The 15,324-nt window shown below is 43.7% G+C and carries 15 protein-coding genes and 1 other RNA gene; 4 read left to right on the forward strand and 12 right to left on the reverse strand.

Annotated features, from left to right (window positions below):
- Positions 1 to 4: 4 nt before the first annotated feature.
- From gltX to LI091_RS06290, 9 genes are all read right to left on the reverse strand, one after another.
- Positions 5 to 1,459, reverse strand: a complete 1,455-nt coding sequence (gene gltX, locus LI091_RS06250; RefSeq protein WP_015524432.1) for a glutamate--tRNA ligase — start codon at positions 1,457 to 1,459, stop codon at positions 5 to 7.
- A 173-nt stretch (positions 1,460 to 1,632) separates the two neighbouring features.
- A complete protein-coding gene (gene acpP / locus LI091_RS06255; protein ID WP_015524431.1) occupies positions 1,633 to 1,866 on the reverse strand; it encodes an acyl carrier protein in 234 nt (77 codons plus the stop codon).
- Positions 1,867 to 2,007: 141 nt separating this feature from the next.
- Positions 2,008 to 3,168 carry an FtsW/RodA/SpoVE family cell cycle protein gene (locus tag LI091_RS06260; protein WP_265190941.1) on the reverse strand — a complete coding sequence of 387 codons (1,161 nt, stop codon included), beginning with the start codon at positions 3,166 to 3,168 and terminating at the stop codon, positions 2,008 to 2,010.
- 116 nt (positions 3,169 to 3,284) lie between these two features.
- Positions 3,285 to 3,630, reverse strand: a transfer-messenger RNA (tmRNA) gene (ssrA, locus tag LI091_RS06265).
- A gap of 260 nt (positions 3,631 to 3,890) precedes the next feature.
- On the reverse strand, positions 3,891 to 4,448 hold the full coding sequence (gene efp, locus LI091_RS06270; protein WP_015524430.1) for an elongation factor P: 558 nt from the start codon (positions 4,446 to 4,448) through the stop codon (positions 3,891 to 3,893).
- Positions 4,449 to 4,534: 86 nt separating this feature from the next.
- Complete coding sequence (locus tag LI091_RS06275; protein ID WP_015524429.1) at positions 4,535 to 5,044, reverse strand: shikimate kinase; 510 nt, start codon at positions 5,042 to 5,044, stop codon at positions 4,535 to 4,537.
- A complete protein-coding gene (locus tag LI091_RS06280; RefSeq protein ID WP_265190942.1) occupies positions 5,041 to 5,547 on the reverse strand; it encodes a YqeG family HAD IIIA-type phosphatase in 507 nt (168 codons plus the stop codon). The genes LI091_RS06275 and LI091_RS06280 overlap by 4 nt, the downstream gene beginning before the upstream one ends.
- 21 nt (positions 5,548 to 5,568) lie before the next feature.
- Entirely contained in the window at positions 5,569 to 6,930 is a 1,362-nt protein-coding gene (locus LI091_RS06285) for a citrate/2-methylcitrate synthase (protein ID WP_129974431.1), read from the reverse strand.
- A 247-nt stretch (positions 6,931 to 7,177) separates the two neighbouring features.
- Positions 7,178 to 8,395 carry an aminotransferase class I/II-fold pyridoxal phosphate-dependent enzyme gene (locus tag LI091_RS06290; RefSeq protein WP_129974430.1) on the reverse strand — a complete coding sequence of 406 codons (1,218 nt, stop codon included), beginning with the start codon at positions 8,393 to 8,395 and terminating at the stop codon, positions 7,178 to 7,180.
- A gap of 220 nt (positions 8,396 to 8,615) precedes the next feature.
- Here LI091_RS06290 and gdhA point away from each other — a divergent pair, with 220 nt between their 5' ends.
- Positions 8,616 to 9,950 (forward strand): NADP-specific glutamate dehydrogenase, encoded by a 1,335-nt coding sequence (gene gdhA, locus LI091_RS06295; RefSeq protein ID WP_021650707.1) that lies wholly within the window; start codon positions 8,616 to 8,618, stop codon positions 9,948 to 9,950.
- Between the two features lie 191 nt (positions 9,951 to 10,141).
- Here the strand turns inward: gdhA and nrdR are convergent, their stop codons facing one another.
- Positions 10,142 to 10,591, reverse strand: a complete 450-nt coding sequence (gene nrdR, locus LI091_RS06300; RefSeq protein ID WP_021976805.1) for a transcriptional regulator NrdR — start codon at positions 10,589 to 10,591, stop codon at positions 10,142 to 10,144.
- A gap of 138 nt (positions 10,592 to 10,729) precedes the next feature.
- Between nrdR and LI091_RS06305 the strand changes: the two genes are divergently transcribed.
- Complete coding sequence (locus LI091_RS06305) at positions 10,730 to 10,984, forward strand: YlmC/YmxH family sporulation protein (RefSeq protein ID WP_015524424.1); 255 nt, start codon at positions 10,730 to 10,732, stop codon at positions 10,982 to 10,984.
- A gap of 113 nt (positions 10,985 to 11,097) precedes the next feature.
- A complete protein-coding gene (gene sigG, locus LI091_RS06310; protein WP_015524423.1) occupies positions 11,098 to 11,877 on the forward strand; it encodes an RNA polymerase sporulation sigma factor SigG in 780 nt (259 codons plus the stop codon).
- Positions 11,878 to 11,941: 64 nt separating this feature from the next.
- Here sigG and pap read toward each other — a convergent pair whose 3' ends face one another.
- A complete protein-coding gene (gene pap, locus LI091_RS06315) occupies positions 11,942 to 13,414 on the reverse strand; it encodes a polyphosphate:AMP phosphotransferase (RefSeq protein WP_178016266.1) in 1,473 nt (490 codons plus the stop codon).
- 269 nt (positions 13,415 to 13,683) lie between these two features.
- On the opposite strand from pap, the gene LI091_RS06320 reads away from it, so the two are divergent.
- Complete coding sequence (locus tag LI091_RS06320) at positions 13,684 to 14,052, forward strand: hypothetical protein (RefSeq protein ID WP_015524421.1); 369 nt, start codon at positions 13,684 to 13,686, stop codon at positions 14,050 to 14,052.
- Between the two features lie 20 nt (positions 14,053 to 14,072).
- Here the strand turns inward: LI091_RS06320 and LI091_RS06325 are convergent, their stop codons facing one another.
- Complete coding sequence (locus tag LI091_RS06325) at positions 14,073 to 15,254, reverse strand: ATP-binding protein (protein ID WP_110103008.1); 1,182 nt, start codon at positions 15,252 to 15,254, stop codon at positions 14,073 to 14,075.
- Between the last annotated feature and the right edge of the window lie 70 nt (positions 15,255 to 15,324).

The following is a 15,324-nucleotide window of genomic DNA, read 5'->3' on the forward strand; positions in this document are numbered from 1 at the left end:
ACTCTTATTTATTTTCAAGCTTTTCGATTGCTGCATGTACACGTTTCAGTGTCTCTTCCTTGCCAATGATCTCCATGATCTCTGTTGCACCGGCCGGTGTCATCTGCTTGCCGGATACTGCTGTACGAAGCGGCCACATAACATAACCATTCTTATATCCGTGCTCCTTTACAAAAGCGCTTAAAGATGCATACAGCGGATCATTGGTATAATCCTCCTGTGCTTCCAGTACCGGAAGCACTTCCTTGAGAACTGCAAGAGAAGTCTCCTCTGTTGTTTTCATCTTTTTGTGGCGGTACATCGCACTGTCATACTCCGGAACTGCCTCAAAGAAATCTACAAGCTCCGGAATATCCGGGAATACTTCAATTCTGGTCTGAACCATTCCTGCGATCTTCTTAAGATCAAAGTCTTTTTTCAGAACTTCTTTCAGATACGGAAGTGCTCTCTCATAGAATGCCTCCGGATCCATCTTCTTGATATACTCACCATTCATCCATTTCAGCTTGGCAATGTCAAAAACTGCCGGTGATTTGTTGATATGATGATAATCAAATGCCTCCACAAGCTCCGGAAGAGAAAAGATCTCACGGTTGTCTGCCGGGCTCCATCCAAGGAGTGCAACATAGTTGATCACTGCCTCTGTCACAAATCCCTGATCGATCAGATCTTCATAGGAAGAATGTCCACATCTCTTGGAAAGCTTCTGATGTGTCTCGTCTGTGATCAGCGGACAGTGAACATAGGTCGGGATTTCCCATCCGAATGCCTCATAAATACGATTATACTTCGGTGAAGAGGAAAGGTATTCGTTACCTCTTACAACATGTGTGATTCCCATAAGGTGATCATCAATTACATTTGCGAAGTTGTAGGTCGGATAACCGTCAGATTTGATCAGGATCAAATCCTCCATCTCCTCATTGTTAACGGTGATATCTCCGTAAATAACATCATGGAATGTAGTGGTTCCCTCTGTTGGCATATTAAAGCGGATAACATGCGGCTCACCTGCATCCAGACGGCGCTGAACCTCTTCCTTGGAAAGATGGAGACATCTCTTGTCATAAATAGAGATCTCCTTACCTGCAACAGTACGTTTCATGCTTTCCAGTTCTTCCTTGCCGCAGAAGCAGTAATATGCATCTCCCTGCTCAATAAGCTGTTTGGCATATTTCAGATACATGCCTGTTGCCTGACGCTCGCTCTGTACATACGGGCCAAATCCGCCATCCTTGTCCGGTCCCTCATCATGGAGAAGTCCTGTTTTCTCAAGAGTACGGTAGATGATATCTACAGCTCCCTCCACATAACGTTCCTGGTCTGTATCTTCAATACGGAGGATAAAATCTCCGCCTTCATGTTTTGTGATCAAATAAGCATAAAGAGCTGTTCTTAAATTACCCACATGCATTCTTCCTGTAGGGCTCGGTGCAAATCTTGTTCTGATCTTTGTCATTTCTTTTCTCCTCGTTTTTGTTGTTTCTCTTTATAGGTGCTATTATATACCCAAATCCTTCAAAATGTCCATAGGTTTTCCGGCGGAATACCCTGCCATCCCTCTCATGTATCTTCGCATATACAAAAAAATCCTCTGAGACACTGTCGTCCCAGAGGATCCTAGATTTCTGCTTATGCTTCTACGCCTTTGTTCTTAAGATAATCGATCACATCTCCAACTGTGTTCAGATCTGTAAGCTCCTCTGCCGGGATCTCAACATTGTACTCATCCTCAAGAGCCATGACCAGTTCAAACAGGTCAAGAGAATCTGCACCAAGATCATCCTTGAAAGATGTCTCCGGTGTGATTGTAGATGCCTCACAATTTAACTGCTCTGCAAGCATTTCTTTCATTTTTTCTAACATGTCTTATTCTCTCCTTTAATCGTTACAGATCGAATCTGTTTCCTCTTTTTGAGCAAAGTATATAGTCTGCAAAAACAGTTGTCAAGAGGATTTTCCCAAAAAATGGCTCCAGAACAAAAATATTTTGATTTTAAAACTATTTTACTCTTGAAATTTTATCTGACGGGCCACGCTGAGAGCTATTGCCATCTCCAGCATCAGGAACACAATGGACGTTCCTCCGTAACTGATAAAGGGCAAGGTGACACCTGTATTGGGCATCAGATTCAGTACAACGGCAATGTTAAGGATCACCTGCAGCGCAATATGTATAAAAATCCCGGTAACGATCAGTGAGCCAAACAGATCCGGTGCATTCTGCGCAATAAAAAACAACCTGTACAAAAGATATCCGAACAGGATCAGTACAAAAATCCCTCCGAAAATTCCAAGCTCCTCACAGATAATTGAAAAGATCATATCATTTTGTGCTTCCGGAACACTTCCAAGCTTCTGGATACTATTTCCAAGCCCGCGGCCAAAAAGCCCTCCGGAGCCAATGGCATACAATGCCTGCAGCGTCTGATAACCGCCTTCATCGGAATATTTCTCAGGCTGAAGCCATACAAGTACTCGCATAACACGGAAGCTGTCACTATTCTTGGTCGTCGCAACCAGAAAAAGTACTCCGATCACAATAAGGATCACTCCTGCCGCTGCCACAGCAATAAACGGACGCATATCCGGATGTGCCACAAACACCATTCCAACTGTTATTCCCAAAATGATCATGGCTGTACTCAGATTATCTGTAAGTATATAAGCCGCAAGCGCAAGTCCTGCCCCCGGAAGTCCCAGGATCATACAGCTCTTTAAAGTTTTCACCTTTCGTCCCATTTTTCCGATCATGTAAGCCATCATGATAATAACCGCGATCTTTGCCAGCTCGGCAGGCTGGAAGTTGATCGGTCCGATATACAACCATCTGGTAGCACCATGAGAGGAATGTCCCAGCGGAGTCCGCACAAGTCCCATAAGGATCAGCGAAGCCACATACAACGCAGTTGTACAAGGAAGAAGGATATGATAATCCAGTATTTTTGAAATAAATAACGCTCCGATCAGACATGCTGCACTGATCAGTGCCTGTTTCTTAAAATAAAACATATCGTTGCCATAATTCACTTCTGCCATATATGAACTGGTGCTGTAAAGCATGACCAGTCCAAAGCACACCAGCAGTACAATAACAGCTACCAGATTATAATCATAATAATCAGATTTCTTATTCTGCTTTTTTCTGTTAAGCAGAGTTTTTTTCATTCTATCACCATCGCTTTCTGTATCTGCGAAGAATTTCCTGATATCCACGAGTAATAAAGAAAGTAAAAAAAATTCCCGGAAAGCCGCATAAATGCTGTCTTTCCGGGACGTTCCATAAATGGACCTGAGGGGAATCGAACCCCTGTCCGAAAGCCTATCCCTTAAGGCATCTCCCATCACAGTCGCTGATTTAACATTCCCTCAGCAGTACGCCCACCGACAGGCTTACTGCTTCAGTAGCTTCATGATACATCTACCGGGGCAAAGCTTACCCGGCAAGGTTTCTCACATGGTCGACGCCAGATTCCCGATGTGTGAGTGCAACGGGGCTGACGAGCAGCTTAGGCTGCTAACGCTAACTTTTCGTCTGCGTTTATATTTAGTTCCCGGTTGATACGCAGTCCAGGAGTCTGCGGATGGCTTCCCTAACTTCAAAGCCCCCGTCGAAACCAGTACAAGCCCTTAAAAGACTTCTGTGACCGGATCATTTCCGGTCATCTCTGGTGGACAGACGAACTTCTTAGTCAGTTTTTTGACTGGGTTTAATTATACCAGAATGATTTTTCGTGTCAAGGATATTTCAAAAAAAGTCCAGACTGTACAGTTTTTCTTACCTGTACAGTCTGGAATATGCATTCAAACTTTGGTATTTTAAATACTATCAAAATGATCTTTTAATTTTATGGCACAAAAAAACCCGCTTACGCGGGTTTTTTGCTGCATTATACACGTGAGAGATACTCACCTGTTCTTGTATCGATCTTCAGTTTGTCGCCCTGGTTTACGAACAGAGGAACCTGAACCTGTGCACCTGTCTCAACAGTTGCCGGTTTGGTAGCACCCTGTGCTGTATTTCCTGCGAATCCTGGCTCTGTCTCAATAACCTCAAGCTCTACAAAAAGAGGTGGCTCGATTGCGAATACCTCTCCGTTATGAGAGCAAACCTTAACCATCTCATTATCCTTAACAAATTTCAGAGAATCGCCAACCTGCTCCTCTGTAAGACCAACCTGATCATATGTCTCTGTATTCATGAAGTAGTATAAACCACCATCCTGATACAGATACTGCATATCTACACGCTCAATACGTGCTGCCGGGAATTTCTCTGTAGGACGGAAGGATTTCTCTACTACAGAGCCTGTGATAATGTTCTTGTATTTTGTTCTTACAAAGGCTGCGCCTTTTCCTGGTTTTACATGCTGGAATTCAACGATCTGACATACGTTTCCATCAATTTCAAGTGTGATACCATTTTTGAAATCACCTGCTGAAATCATAAATATTTCCTCCTTAATATATGCGGTTCTTTTTCGCTATGGATTATTCTATAATACCTTTTGCCATTTTTCAACTGTTTTTTTGTTTAAGCCTTCAATTTTTCTTCAATTTCTGCGATCAGCTCATCAAAAGGCTTCACTCCTGTGACAACTTTAATGTCCGCAAACTTCTCATAAACCGGATCTCTCTGTTTCAGAAGTTTCTTGATCTTCTCTTCTTTATTCTCAGTTCCTTCCAATGTGGGATTGTTACTTCCTTCCAGACGTTTGATCAACGTTGCAGCAGATCCCTTCAGATAGATGATCGTTCCCATACTCTGGAGATATTTCTGGTTCTGCTCCTGAAGAGGCAATCCCGCACTTACAGAGATTACCTTCCGTTCGCTGTCTGTGGACAGTTCCTTGACTGCCATAGTCTCCAGCGCACGGTAAAATGCTTCTCCAAAGCGTTCAAATACCTCCTTTACTGACATGTTCATTTTTTTCACGATCAGTCTGTCCACGTCAATAAACGGAAGCCCCAGGTCCTTCGCCAGTCTCTTTCCAACTCGTGTCTTTCCTGAACCCATAAAGCCGATGATTACAATATGGTTCATGAATTCTTTCCCTCCTCTTTTTGGTAAAAATGTAATACTATTTTTTCCAGATATCGCTTCAGTACGATCTGGATCTCCTCTTTTGGATGAATCGGTTTCACAAGGATCGTCCGGATCCCTGCTCTCTTTGCTCCATAAATATCCGTAAACAACTGATCTCCTATAAAGATCGTCCTGTCAAGATCGATTCCGATCACCTGGCAGGCTTTTTTATAATTTTTCCCAGCCGGTTTATGGGCATTTTCTATAAAATCCCCCTCTACTGCTTTGGCAAAGGGCTCCACACGAGGTTTCTGGTTATTGGATACAAAGCAGTATCGAAACCCGAGAGCCCTCAGCTTTTCAAACAGTTTCTTTGCCCGGTCATCTGCCGGTGCACCGTGGGGAACAATGGTATTATCGATATCAAAGAGCAGCCCTCTGTATCCTTCTCTGTAAAGCTTCTCATAATCGATCCCATACGCAGAATCCAGATATTCATCCGGAAAAAAGCATCTGAACATCTATTCCACCTCAGTCCTTTCCTATCGCTCGCAAAGAGGAATATACTCTGCTTCCGGAAGGACATTCTTATATGCGGGACGGATGATCTTATCCACATTGATAAGCTCTTCCATACGATGTGCGCTCCAGCCTACGATACGTGCAATAGCAAACATCGGTGTGTAAAGCTCCAGCGGCAGATCCAGCATGCTGTAAACAAATCCGCTGTAAAAATCCACATTGGCACTGACACCCTTATAGATCTTACGCTCCTCTGCGATAACCTTTGGTGCAAGACGCTCTACTGCAGCATACAGCTGATAATCCTTCATTCTGCCCTTTTCTCTTGCAAGCTGTTCCACATAGCCTTTAAAGACTTCTGCACGTGGATCTGAAACAGAATAGATCGCATGTCCCATACCATAGATCAGTCCACGTTTATCAAAGGCCTCTTTATGAAGAAGCTTCTTAAGGTATGCACTGATCTCCTCTTCATCACTGTAGTCATGTACGTGTTTACGCATATCGTTAAACATTTTTACGACTTTGATGTTGGCACCGCCGTGTTTCGGGCCTTTCAGAGAACCTAGTGCTGCCGCGATCGCAGAATACGTATCTGTCCCGGAAGAGGAAACCACATGTGTAGTAAAAGTAGAGTTATTACCACCGCCATGCTCCATATGAAGGATCAGAGCAATATCAAGGATCTCTGCCTCCAGTGCCGTATACTTCTTATCCGGTCTTAACAGACGCAGGATATTCTCAGCTGTGGAAAGCTCCTTTTTAGGCTGATGGATATAAAGACTCTCGCCTTTCTCATAGTGGTTATAGGCCTGATATGCATAAACAGATAACAGCGGGAAAACGCTGATCAGGTTGATACACTGACGGAGCACATTCTCCAGTTCAATATTATCCGGGTCTTTGTCGTAGGAATAAAGTGTCAGCACGCTTCTTGACAGAGCGTTCATAATATCTCTGGATGGTGCCTTCATAATGACATCCCTTACAAAATTCCGCGGAAGCATACGCTGGTTCGCAAGAATCCCGGAAAATCCATTCAGTTCTTCCTGATCCGGAAGCTTTCCGAAAAGAAGCAGATAGGTTACTTCCTCAAAACCGAAGCGCCGGTCATTGATAAAACCATTTGTCAGATCCTTAATGTCATACCCGCGATAAGAAAGCTTACCTGCGCAGGGAACCTCTTTTCCGTCCACGATCTTCGTTGCCTGGACATTGGAGATCTGGGTCAGTCCTGCAAGGACACCCTTTCCATTCAGGTCACGCAAGCCTCGCTTGACATCGTATTTACCATATAAAGACAGATCCAGTTTGTCATTCTCACGACAGATCTGGGTAAGTTTCTCAATCTCAGGTGTCACTTTCATGTTGAATTTGCTCATCAGTTATTTCCCCTTTCGATTTCTGTTTTATTGCTGTTCGATAACGGTCCCTCCTCATTCCCCTCTCAAGCAATTCTGGTCTTATTTGTATATCCCGACGTAACTGGCCGGGATATTTCAGATATATTATAACATTTTTTTCGGTTCCGGTCTATGCCGAAAATATAACCGAATACCTGCTTTACAGTTTATCGGTTATGAGCAGACAGCGAATATAGATTGCAAATCTCCTCTTATCTATCTGCGATCAGACCTGTTTATATGTAGCAAAAAACTCTTTCATCTTCTTCATTGCCTTGTCAAGCTGGCGTATATCCGGCAGATAAACAATACGGAAGTGATCCGGCTGATTCCAGTTGAAGCCCTTGCCCGGAACAACAAGCACCTGTTTCTCATGAAGAAAATCCAAAGCAAACTGTTCATCATTGAAAATATTGAATTTCTCAGTATCGATCTTCGGGAATATATAAAATGCCGCATGTGGTTTTACAACGGAAATTCCCGGAATATCATTCAGTGCCTTGTAAATAAAATCTCTCTGCTCATAAACACGTCCGCCCGGCTGCGTATATTCATTGACACTCTGATATCCGCCAAGTGCAGTCTGTACAATGGACTGTGCCGGAACATTTGAACAGAGACGCATGGAAGAGAGCATATTGATTCCCTCTATATAACCCTTCGCCTTACTTTTTGCACCACTTAAAATCATCCATCCGATGCGGAAACCTGCGATCATATGAGACTTGGACAATCCTGAAAATGTTACACAGAACACATCGGGTGCAAGGGATGCAATCGATGTATGTTTATATCCATCCATAACAAGACGGTCATAGATCTCATCAGAAAAGATGATCAGCTCATTTTCTCTTGCAATGTCTGCAATCTGTTCCAGGATCTCCTTCGGATATACTGCACCTGTAGGGTTATTGGGATTGATGATAACGATCGCCTTGGTCCTTGGTGTGATCTTGCTCTTGATATCCTCAATATCCGGATACCAGTCAGACTGTTCGTCACAGATATAATGAACTACATTTCCGCCTGCCAGTGTTGCAGTAGCTGTCCACAGCGGATAATCCGGAGCCGGGATCAGGATCTCATCCCCGTTATCAAGCAGCGCCTGCATACAGAGGTTGATCAGTTCACTGACACCATTTCCCGTATAAATATCATTAATGGTAACTCCCGGGATCCCGCGAAGCTGTGCATACTGCATGATCGCTTTTCTTGCAGAAAAAATGCCCTTGGAATCGGAATATCCCTGGGAAGTACGAACATTACTCAGCATATCCAGGATCACTTCCTGAGGTGCTGAAAACCCAAATGGATACGGATTACCAATATTCAGCTTCAGAATCTCCATTCCATCTTCTTCCATTCTGGCAGCCTCATCCACAACCGGTCCGCGCACATCGTACAGCACGTTGTCAAGCTTTGATGATTTCCCGAATGTTCTCATAAAAACCACTCCTCTTCTAATTTTCACTATTATTTAACCATTTTAATTTCATAGTCAAAAAATATTTATTCTATATCATCTCACATTTAGGCTTTCAACGCAAGAAATAAAAATTTAAAAAAATTAAATTTAGCACTTCCCTTTTTTAGCATGTTAATGTATAATAGCACTCGAATTTAGTTTTCAACGCAATTTAATATGTGATGAGGAGGAAACAACAATGTCTTACACAGAAGAAGTTTATGAAAGAGTTGTAGCACAGAATCCTGGCGAGCCAGAATTCCATCAGGCAGTTAAGGAAGTTCTCGATTCCCTTAAAGTCGTAATTGACAAAAATGAGGAAGAGTATCGTAAACTTTCTATCCTTGAGCGTCTTGTAGAGCCAGAGAGGATCATCTCCTTCAAAGTACCGTGGATCGATGATAACGGAACTGTACAGGTTAACAAGGGATATCGTGTTCAGTTCAACAGCGCCATCGGACCATACAAAGGCGGCTTAAGATTCCATCCTTCTGTAAATCAGGGTATCCTGAAATTCCTTGGTTTTGAGCAGACCTTTAAAAACTCTCTTACAGGCCTTCCGATCGGCGGTGGAAAAGGTGGCTCCAACTTCGATCCTAAGGGTAAATCTGACAGAGAGGTTATGGCATTCTGCCAGAGCTTTATGACAGAGCTTTGCAAATATATCGGCGCAGATACAGATGTTCCGGCTGGTGACATCGGTGTCGGCGGACGTGAGATCGGTTATCTCTTCGGACAGTATAAGAGAATCCGTGGCCTTTATGAGGGTGTCCTTACAGGAAAGGGTCTTTCCTTCGGAGGTTCCCTGATCCGTACAGAGGCTACCGGTTACGGTGTTGTATACATGCTCAACGAGATCGCCAAAGCTCACAATGATTCCGTAGAAGGAAAAACAATCGTTGTAACAGGTTCCGGTAATGTAGCTATTTACGCTGTTGAGAAAGCTACTCAGCTTGGTGCCAAGGTTGTTGCAATGAACGACTCCAACGGATATGTCTACGATCCGAACGGAATCAACCTTGACGTCGTAAAGGATATCAAAGAAGTAAAACGTGGACGTATCAAAGAATATGCAGACCGTGTTGAGGGTGCTACCTACACTGAGGGACTTGGCATCTGGAATATCAAATGTGATATCTACCTTCCATGTGCTACTCAGAACGAGCTTGGTCTTGACGGAGCTAAAACACTGGTTGCAAATGGCTGCAAATACGTCGTTGAAGGTGCAAACATGCCTACTACTCTTGATGCAACAACATACCTTCAGGAGAACGGTGTTCTCTTCATGCCTGGTAAAGCCGCAAACGCTGGCGGTGTTGCCACATCTGCACTTGAGATGAGCCAGAACTCCATGAGACTTTCCTGGACAAGAGAAGAGGTTGATGAGAAACTCCACCACATCATGATCGATATCTTCCACAAAGCTGATGACGCTGCTAAACGTTACGGTATGGAAGACAACTATGTTGTAGGTGCAAACATCGCCGGCTTCGAAAAAGTTGTTGACGCTATGAAAGCTCAGGGTATTGTTTAATTAAGTTTCCTGAATCATTAATGTATATTTATAGCAGGGACCGCAGAGGATTTTTCCCAGGCGGTTCCTGTTTTTTTGTATCCACTTTTACGATCTCTGAAAAATCGAACATTCATGTTTCAAAAAAGGCCGGTTGTCTTTTGACAATCGGCCTGAAATCTCCTGCATTTGCGGTCTATTCATTTAATCTCTTAATTGATCAGCTTCTTCAGCTCATCCATAAAGGTACTGACATCTTTAAACTCTCTGTATACAGACGCAAAGCGTACATACGCCACCGCATCCAGATCCTTCAGATGCTCCATAACGATCTCTCCGATCTTGGTACTGCTGATCTCACGGTCTTCTGACCGGAAAATATCTCCTTCTATGGAATCGATCATCTCTTCCACTCTCTCAATGGGAATGGGGCGCTTATAGCAGGCACGAAGAACACCATCCTGGATCTTGGAACGTTTATAGCTTTCCCGGTTCTGATCCTTCTTGATCACAGTCAGCGGAATCGTTTCCACCTTCTCATAAGTTGTAAAACGCTTTCCGCAGGCATCACAGAGACGGCGGCGGCGGATGGAATTGGTATCCTCTACAGGTCTGGAATCTACAACTCTTGTATTATCCTGGTTACAGAACGGACATCTCACGGAACTCTCCCCCTTTCCGGATCAGTAAATCATTACTAAATTCGTTTTTATTATAAAATAAATGCACATAATGTGTCAATAATCGGACTTGCATAAATTTTACAGATTTTCCATAAAATCATACCAGGTGATGAATTTATGCGCATCTGTGAGCTGAAACAAAAAGAAGTGATCAATATCCATACCTGCCGCAGTCTTGGCTGCCCTCTTGATGTGGAATTCTGCTGTGAAACCGCACGTCTGAAAGCCCTGATCATGCCGGAACCGGGAAAATTTTGCTGGTGTTTTTCCAAAGAAAATGAATATTCCATTCCATGGGACTGCATCCGCCAGATCGGCGAAGATATCATCCTTGTTGATTTCCGTAATGAAAAACTGCTGTCCGGAGAATAAATACCTCCTTATTGTCAAGGCCCTTTATTTTTTATATTTTCCCTGAAAAAGTATATTTCAACCGCCCTCTGAGAATCATCTTAATGTACTGACAAGACAAGGAGGATTCTAAGATGGCACTGAATAAAGTTGAAATCTGCGGAGTAAATACCTCAACCCTTCCCGTTCTCGATCAGGAAGAAAAGGCGGAGCTCTTTAAAAGAATCAAAGCTGGCGATGAAGAAGCCAGGGAATTGTACATCAAAGGCAATCTGCGGCTTGTTTTAAGCGTGATCCGGCGTTTTCAGAACAGCAGTGAAAATCCGGATGACCTTTTTCAGATCGGTTGCATCGGCCTGATCAAAGCGATCGATAATTTCGACACCACTCTTCAGGTAAAATTTTCCACCTATGCAGTTCCCATGATCATCGGAGAGATCCGAAGATATCTCCGTGATAACAACAGCATACGGGTCAGCCGTTCTCTGCGGGATATCGCTTACAAAACCATCTATACCCGGGAAAACTATATGCGGCAGCATCTCAAAGAGCCTACCATTGCAGAAATCGCTGATGAGATCGGTATCGACAAGGAAATGATCGTCTATGCCATGGATGCGATCCAGAGCCCGGTAAGCCTTTTTGAGCCCGTGTATTCCGAAGGCGGAGATACCCTATATGTTATGGATCAGATCAGTGATAAAAAGAACCTGGAAGAAAACTGGGTGGAGGATATTTCTCTTCGAGATGCCATGAACCGGCTTGGAGAGCGTGAACGTCACATTATCGATCTCCGCTTCTACGAGGGAAAAACCCAAATGGAGGTAGCTGATGAGATTGGTATCTCCCAGGCTCAGGTCAGCCGACTGGAAAAACATGCTCTTCGCAGTATGCGAAACTATCTCCGGAATTGATTCATCTCTCTTCAGACAAAAAGCTGCAGCAGAATATCTGTTATCCTGCCGCAGCTTTTATCTCTTATTTCAGCGCTTTCTCAATTTCTTCGATCACGATCCGAAGCGCCTTCAGCCTTGCATATTTCTTATCTACGGATTCCAGAATGTGCCATGGTGCATAAGCAGTGCTGGTTTTCTGAAGCATCTCATCTACTGCTGTTTCATACTGATCCCATTTTTCACGGTTTCTCCAGTCCTCATCCGTGATCTTCCACTGTTTTTCCGGATTGCTCTGGCGGTCGTTGAACCTGGCAAGCTGGGTGTCCTTATCAATGTGGACCCAGAATTTCACGATCACAGCGCCCCAGTCAGAAAGCTCCTTCTCAAATTCATTGATCTCATTGTAGGCACGTCTCCAGTCATTCTCGCTGCAGAAGCCCTCCAGACGTTCTACCATCACTCTTCCGTACCACGTCCGGTCAAAGATGGCAATGTGACCATCCTTGGGAAGCCTTGTCCAGAAACGCCACAGATAATGACGGGCTTTTTCATGAGGCTCCGGACTTGCGATAGGATGTACCTCAAATCCACGGGGATCAAGAGCCTCCGTGATCCTCTTGATATTTCCTCCCTTTCCGGCAGCATCCCAGCCTTCATAGGTGATGATCACAGGCACTCTTTTTCGGTAAAGACGGTTATGCAGACTTCCAAGCTTTGCCTGCAGTTCCTTAAGCTCTGCCTTGTACTCTTCATCCCCCACTTCTTTTCCATCCAGAGGAATCTCGCTTAATCTGGGCATCTCCACCAGAGGAAAAACATTCTGCAGGATCGGCACTGCATGTTTGCTGTTTTCCATGGCAACCTCTATATTGCTAATCATGGTTTCCAGTACCTGCAGTTCTGCCCACTTCCGGTCACCGGCATCGACAATATACCATGGAGCCGCAGATGTATTGGTATCCTGCATATACTGGTCGAAAATCTTTCTGCACTTCTTATAATGATCATTCTGCCAGAGATCATATTCATTGACTCTCCATCTGGTATCCTTGCTTTCCAGAAGGATGCCCATACGTTTTTCCTGTTCTTTCCGGTCGATCTGCATAAAAAATTTCAGGAGTACATATCCATTATCCGTCAGCTGACGTTCAAATCTCCGGATACTGTCAATCCGTTTTGAATAATTGTCACCCTTCAGCTTTTTATCCATACGTTCACGACAGGTCTGATCCATCCATCCTGAATCCAGGAATGTAAACTTGCCCGCTTCCGGGATTTCCCTGAAATATCGGTAAAGAAATGGTTTCCGAAGTTCTTCCTCTGTAGGTGCTGACATAGTCGCAACTTTGAAGAAACGAGGATCGATATTCTTGATCACCTTACTTATGGTACTTCCTTTTCCGGAAGCTCCCCAGCCTTCAAACAGCACGATCACCGGAATCTTATGCTCTTTCAGAGCCATCTGCAATTCATATAATCTGGTTCTTGCAGCACTTAAACGCACTTTGATATCCTCTTTTTCCGGAATCTGTTCCGGGTTCCAGTTTTTCAACATCTGCATCGTCCTTCCTTGAATTTTTTGAATATTCATATTATACCACAGAAGATCTTATTTTACGATAATTTTTACATAATTTTAACCTTTAGCCTCACAAAAGCAAACAAATTGCACAACAAAAATCATTCATAAGCATCGAAAATCTTTTTAACCTCTTGACATTTTTGTCGCCGCTTCATACAATAGACGCTGATTGTTATTTTTTTAACTTCATAAAAAAGCAGTGCCTGAAAACTGTTGAAATAATAAAGATCAAGGAGCCGATCATGAAACTCACAGAAAAACTTCTGCAGAAAATGGAACAGAAAAAAGAACTCTATGGCGATGGCATCATCATGCCGGACGGGGATTACCGTCTGATCCAGGATGGACACTTAAAAACTCTCATGTCCCTTCTTCCATATACAGAAAACGAAATCTGGAAAATGATCCCCGATGATGATTCCGCACTTTTCTGGCTGGTAGAAAAAACAAGCTGCGTACTGACCGATGTCAATTCCACAATCGGAATGAAGATGACCCCCGCACAGCAGAAAACCTACGAAGCACTTTCCAGTCGCGGGATCATCTCTGATGAATATTATGATCTTACCAAACAGCGGGAAAAAGTAAAAGCTGCCCGGGCTAACGCCTGAGCAGCTTTTATTTATATCTGTCAGTCCTCATACCCTTCCAGAAAAGAATGTTTCACTCCATCTTTTTTGTATGCGATAACTGTATGAAGATTAACATTTTCCACACTTCGGAAAATATTACTTTCTACATGTGGATTTACCTTCTTAAGTTCTGCGATCAGATTCTTGATCTCCATTCTCTTGGAAACACTGGTACCATCTGTACGGCAGGTAGTACAGGTATCGGTAAATTTACATGCACACTGGATAAAATGAAGGTCATTATAATCTCTCCAGTGTTTGATATCTGCCTCCCGGATCAGATACATAGGACGGATCAGCTGCATTCCCTCAAAATTTGTACTATGGAGCTTCGGCATCATAGTCTGTACCTGCGCTCCGTAAAGCATTCCCATCAGGATCGTCTCGATCACATCATCATAGTGATGTCCAAGAGCGATCTTGTTGCAGCCAAGCTCCTTTGCCTTGCTGTAAAGATAGCCCCTTCTCATACGGGCACAGAGATAGCATGGGGATTTTTCTATATTATAAACCGCATCGAAGATCTCAGTCTCAAACACTGTGATCGGAATCCCGAGAAGCCTGGCATTGTGCTCGATCACCGCACGGTTTGCCTCATTATATCCCGGATCCATCACAAGAAACACCAGTTCAAAGGGAAACTTGTTATGACGCTTCAGTTCCTGGAACAGTTTGGCCATCAACATAGAGTCCTTACCACCGGAAATACAGACTGCTATCTTATCTCCCGGCTTCACCAGCTCATAATCGTTGATTCCCCTGGCAAATCTGGAAAACAGCTGCTTATGGAACTTTTTGCGGATACTCAGCTCGATATCCTTCCGCCGCTGTTCCATTGCATCATTTTCCTCTTCTTCACTGTTCTCTTTACCGGATTCTTTCTGCATCTGCTGAAAAAGCCATCCTGTATATCCACCTTTCAGGCTCAGTGCGGGAATTCCTTTTTCCCGGAGCATCTCTGCACCCTCCTGGCTGAAAAGCCCTCTTGTACAGTAAAGGACCGGTATCTTATCCCCCTTCAGTTCTTCTGCCCGCTCTTCCAGTTCCTGTTCCGGAACAGAGATTGCTCCCGGGATCATTCCATATTCTACAGTTACTTTATCACGGGTATCTATCAGAAGATATTTCCCCCGTTCTTTCTCTATCTGGTCAAAAGAAATCTCCAGTGTTTCTTCATTCATACTGCTATTATTCCTTTCCTTACATTTTCAAAGTTTCTGGTTCATATTGTAAGCCTTCCCGTCAAAAACC

The organism is Blautia sp. MSK20_18, from assembly GCF_020553125.1.
Taxonomy (GTDB): domain Bacteria; phylum Bacillota; class Clostridia; order Lachnospirales; family Lachnospiraceae; genus Blautia_A; species Blautia_A fusiformis.

Coding starts and splice junctions, on each gene's coding strand:
- efp (WP_015524430.1), bottom strand. CDS start 4,448: ATGATTTCAGCAGGTGATTTCAAAAATGGTATCACACTTGAAATTGAT.
- gltX (WP_015524432.1), bottom strand. CDS start 1,459: ATGACAAAGATCAGAACAAGATTTGCACCGAGCCCTACAGGAAGAATG.
- sigG (WP_015524423.1), top strand. CDS start 11,098: ATGGCACTGAATAAAGTTGAAATCTGCGGAGTAAATACCTCAACCCTT.
- gdhA (WP_021650707.1), top strand. CDS start 8,616: ATGTCTTACACAGAAGAAGTTTATGAAAGAGTTGTAGCACAGAATCCT.
- LI091_RS06275 (WP_015524429.1), bottom strand. CDS start 5,044: ATGAACCATATTGTAATCATCGGCTTTATGGGTTCAGGAAAGACACGA.
- LI091_RS06290 (WP_129974430.1), bottom strand. CDS start 8,395: ATGAGAACATTCGGGAAATCATCAAAGCTTGACAACGTGCTGTACGAT.
- LI091_RS06325 (WP_110103008.1), bottom strand. CDS start 15,254: ATGAATGAAGAAACACTGGAGATTTCTTTTGACCAGATAGAGAAAGAA.
- LI091_RS06320 (WP_015524421.1), top strand. CDS start 13,684: ATGAAACTCACAGAAAAACTTCTGCAGAAAATGGAACAGAAAAAAGAA.
- LI091_RS06280 (WP_265190942.1), bottom strand. CDS start 5,547: ATGTTCAGATGCTTTTTTCCGGATGAATATCTGGATTCTGCGTATGGG.
- LI091_RS06305 (WP_015524424.1), top strand. CDS start 10,730: ATGCGCATCTGTGAGCTGAAACAAAAAGAAGTGATCAATATCCATACC.
- LI091_RS06285 (WP_129974431.1), bottom strand. CDS start 6,930: ATGAGCAAATTCAACATGAAAGTGACACCTGAGATTGAGAAACTTACC.
- pap (WP_178016266.1), bottom strand. CDS start 13,414: ATGTTGAAAAACTGGAACCCGGAACAGATTCCGGAAAAAGAGGATATC.
- acpP (WP_015524431.1), bottom strand. CDS start 1,866: ATGTTAGAAAAAATGAAAGAAATGCTTGCAGAGCAGTTAAATTGTGAG.
- LI091_RS06260 (WP_265190941.1), bottom strand. CDS start 3,168: ATGAAAAAAACTCTGCTTAACAGAAAAAAGCAGAATAAGAAATCTGAT.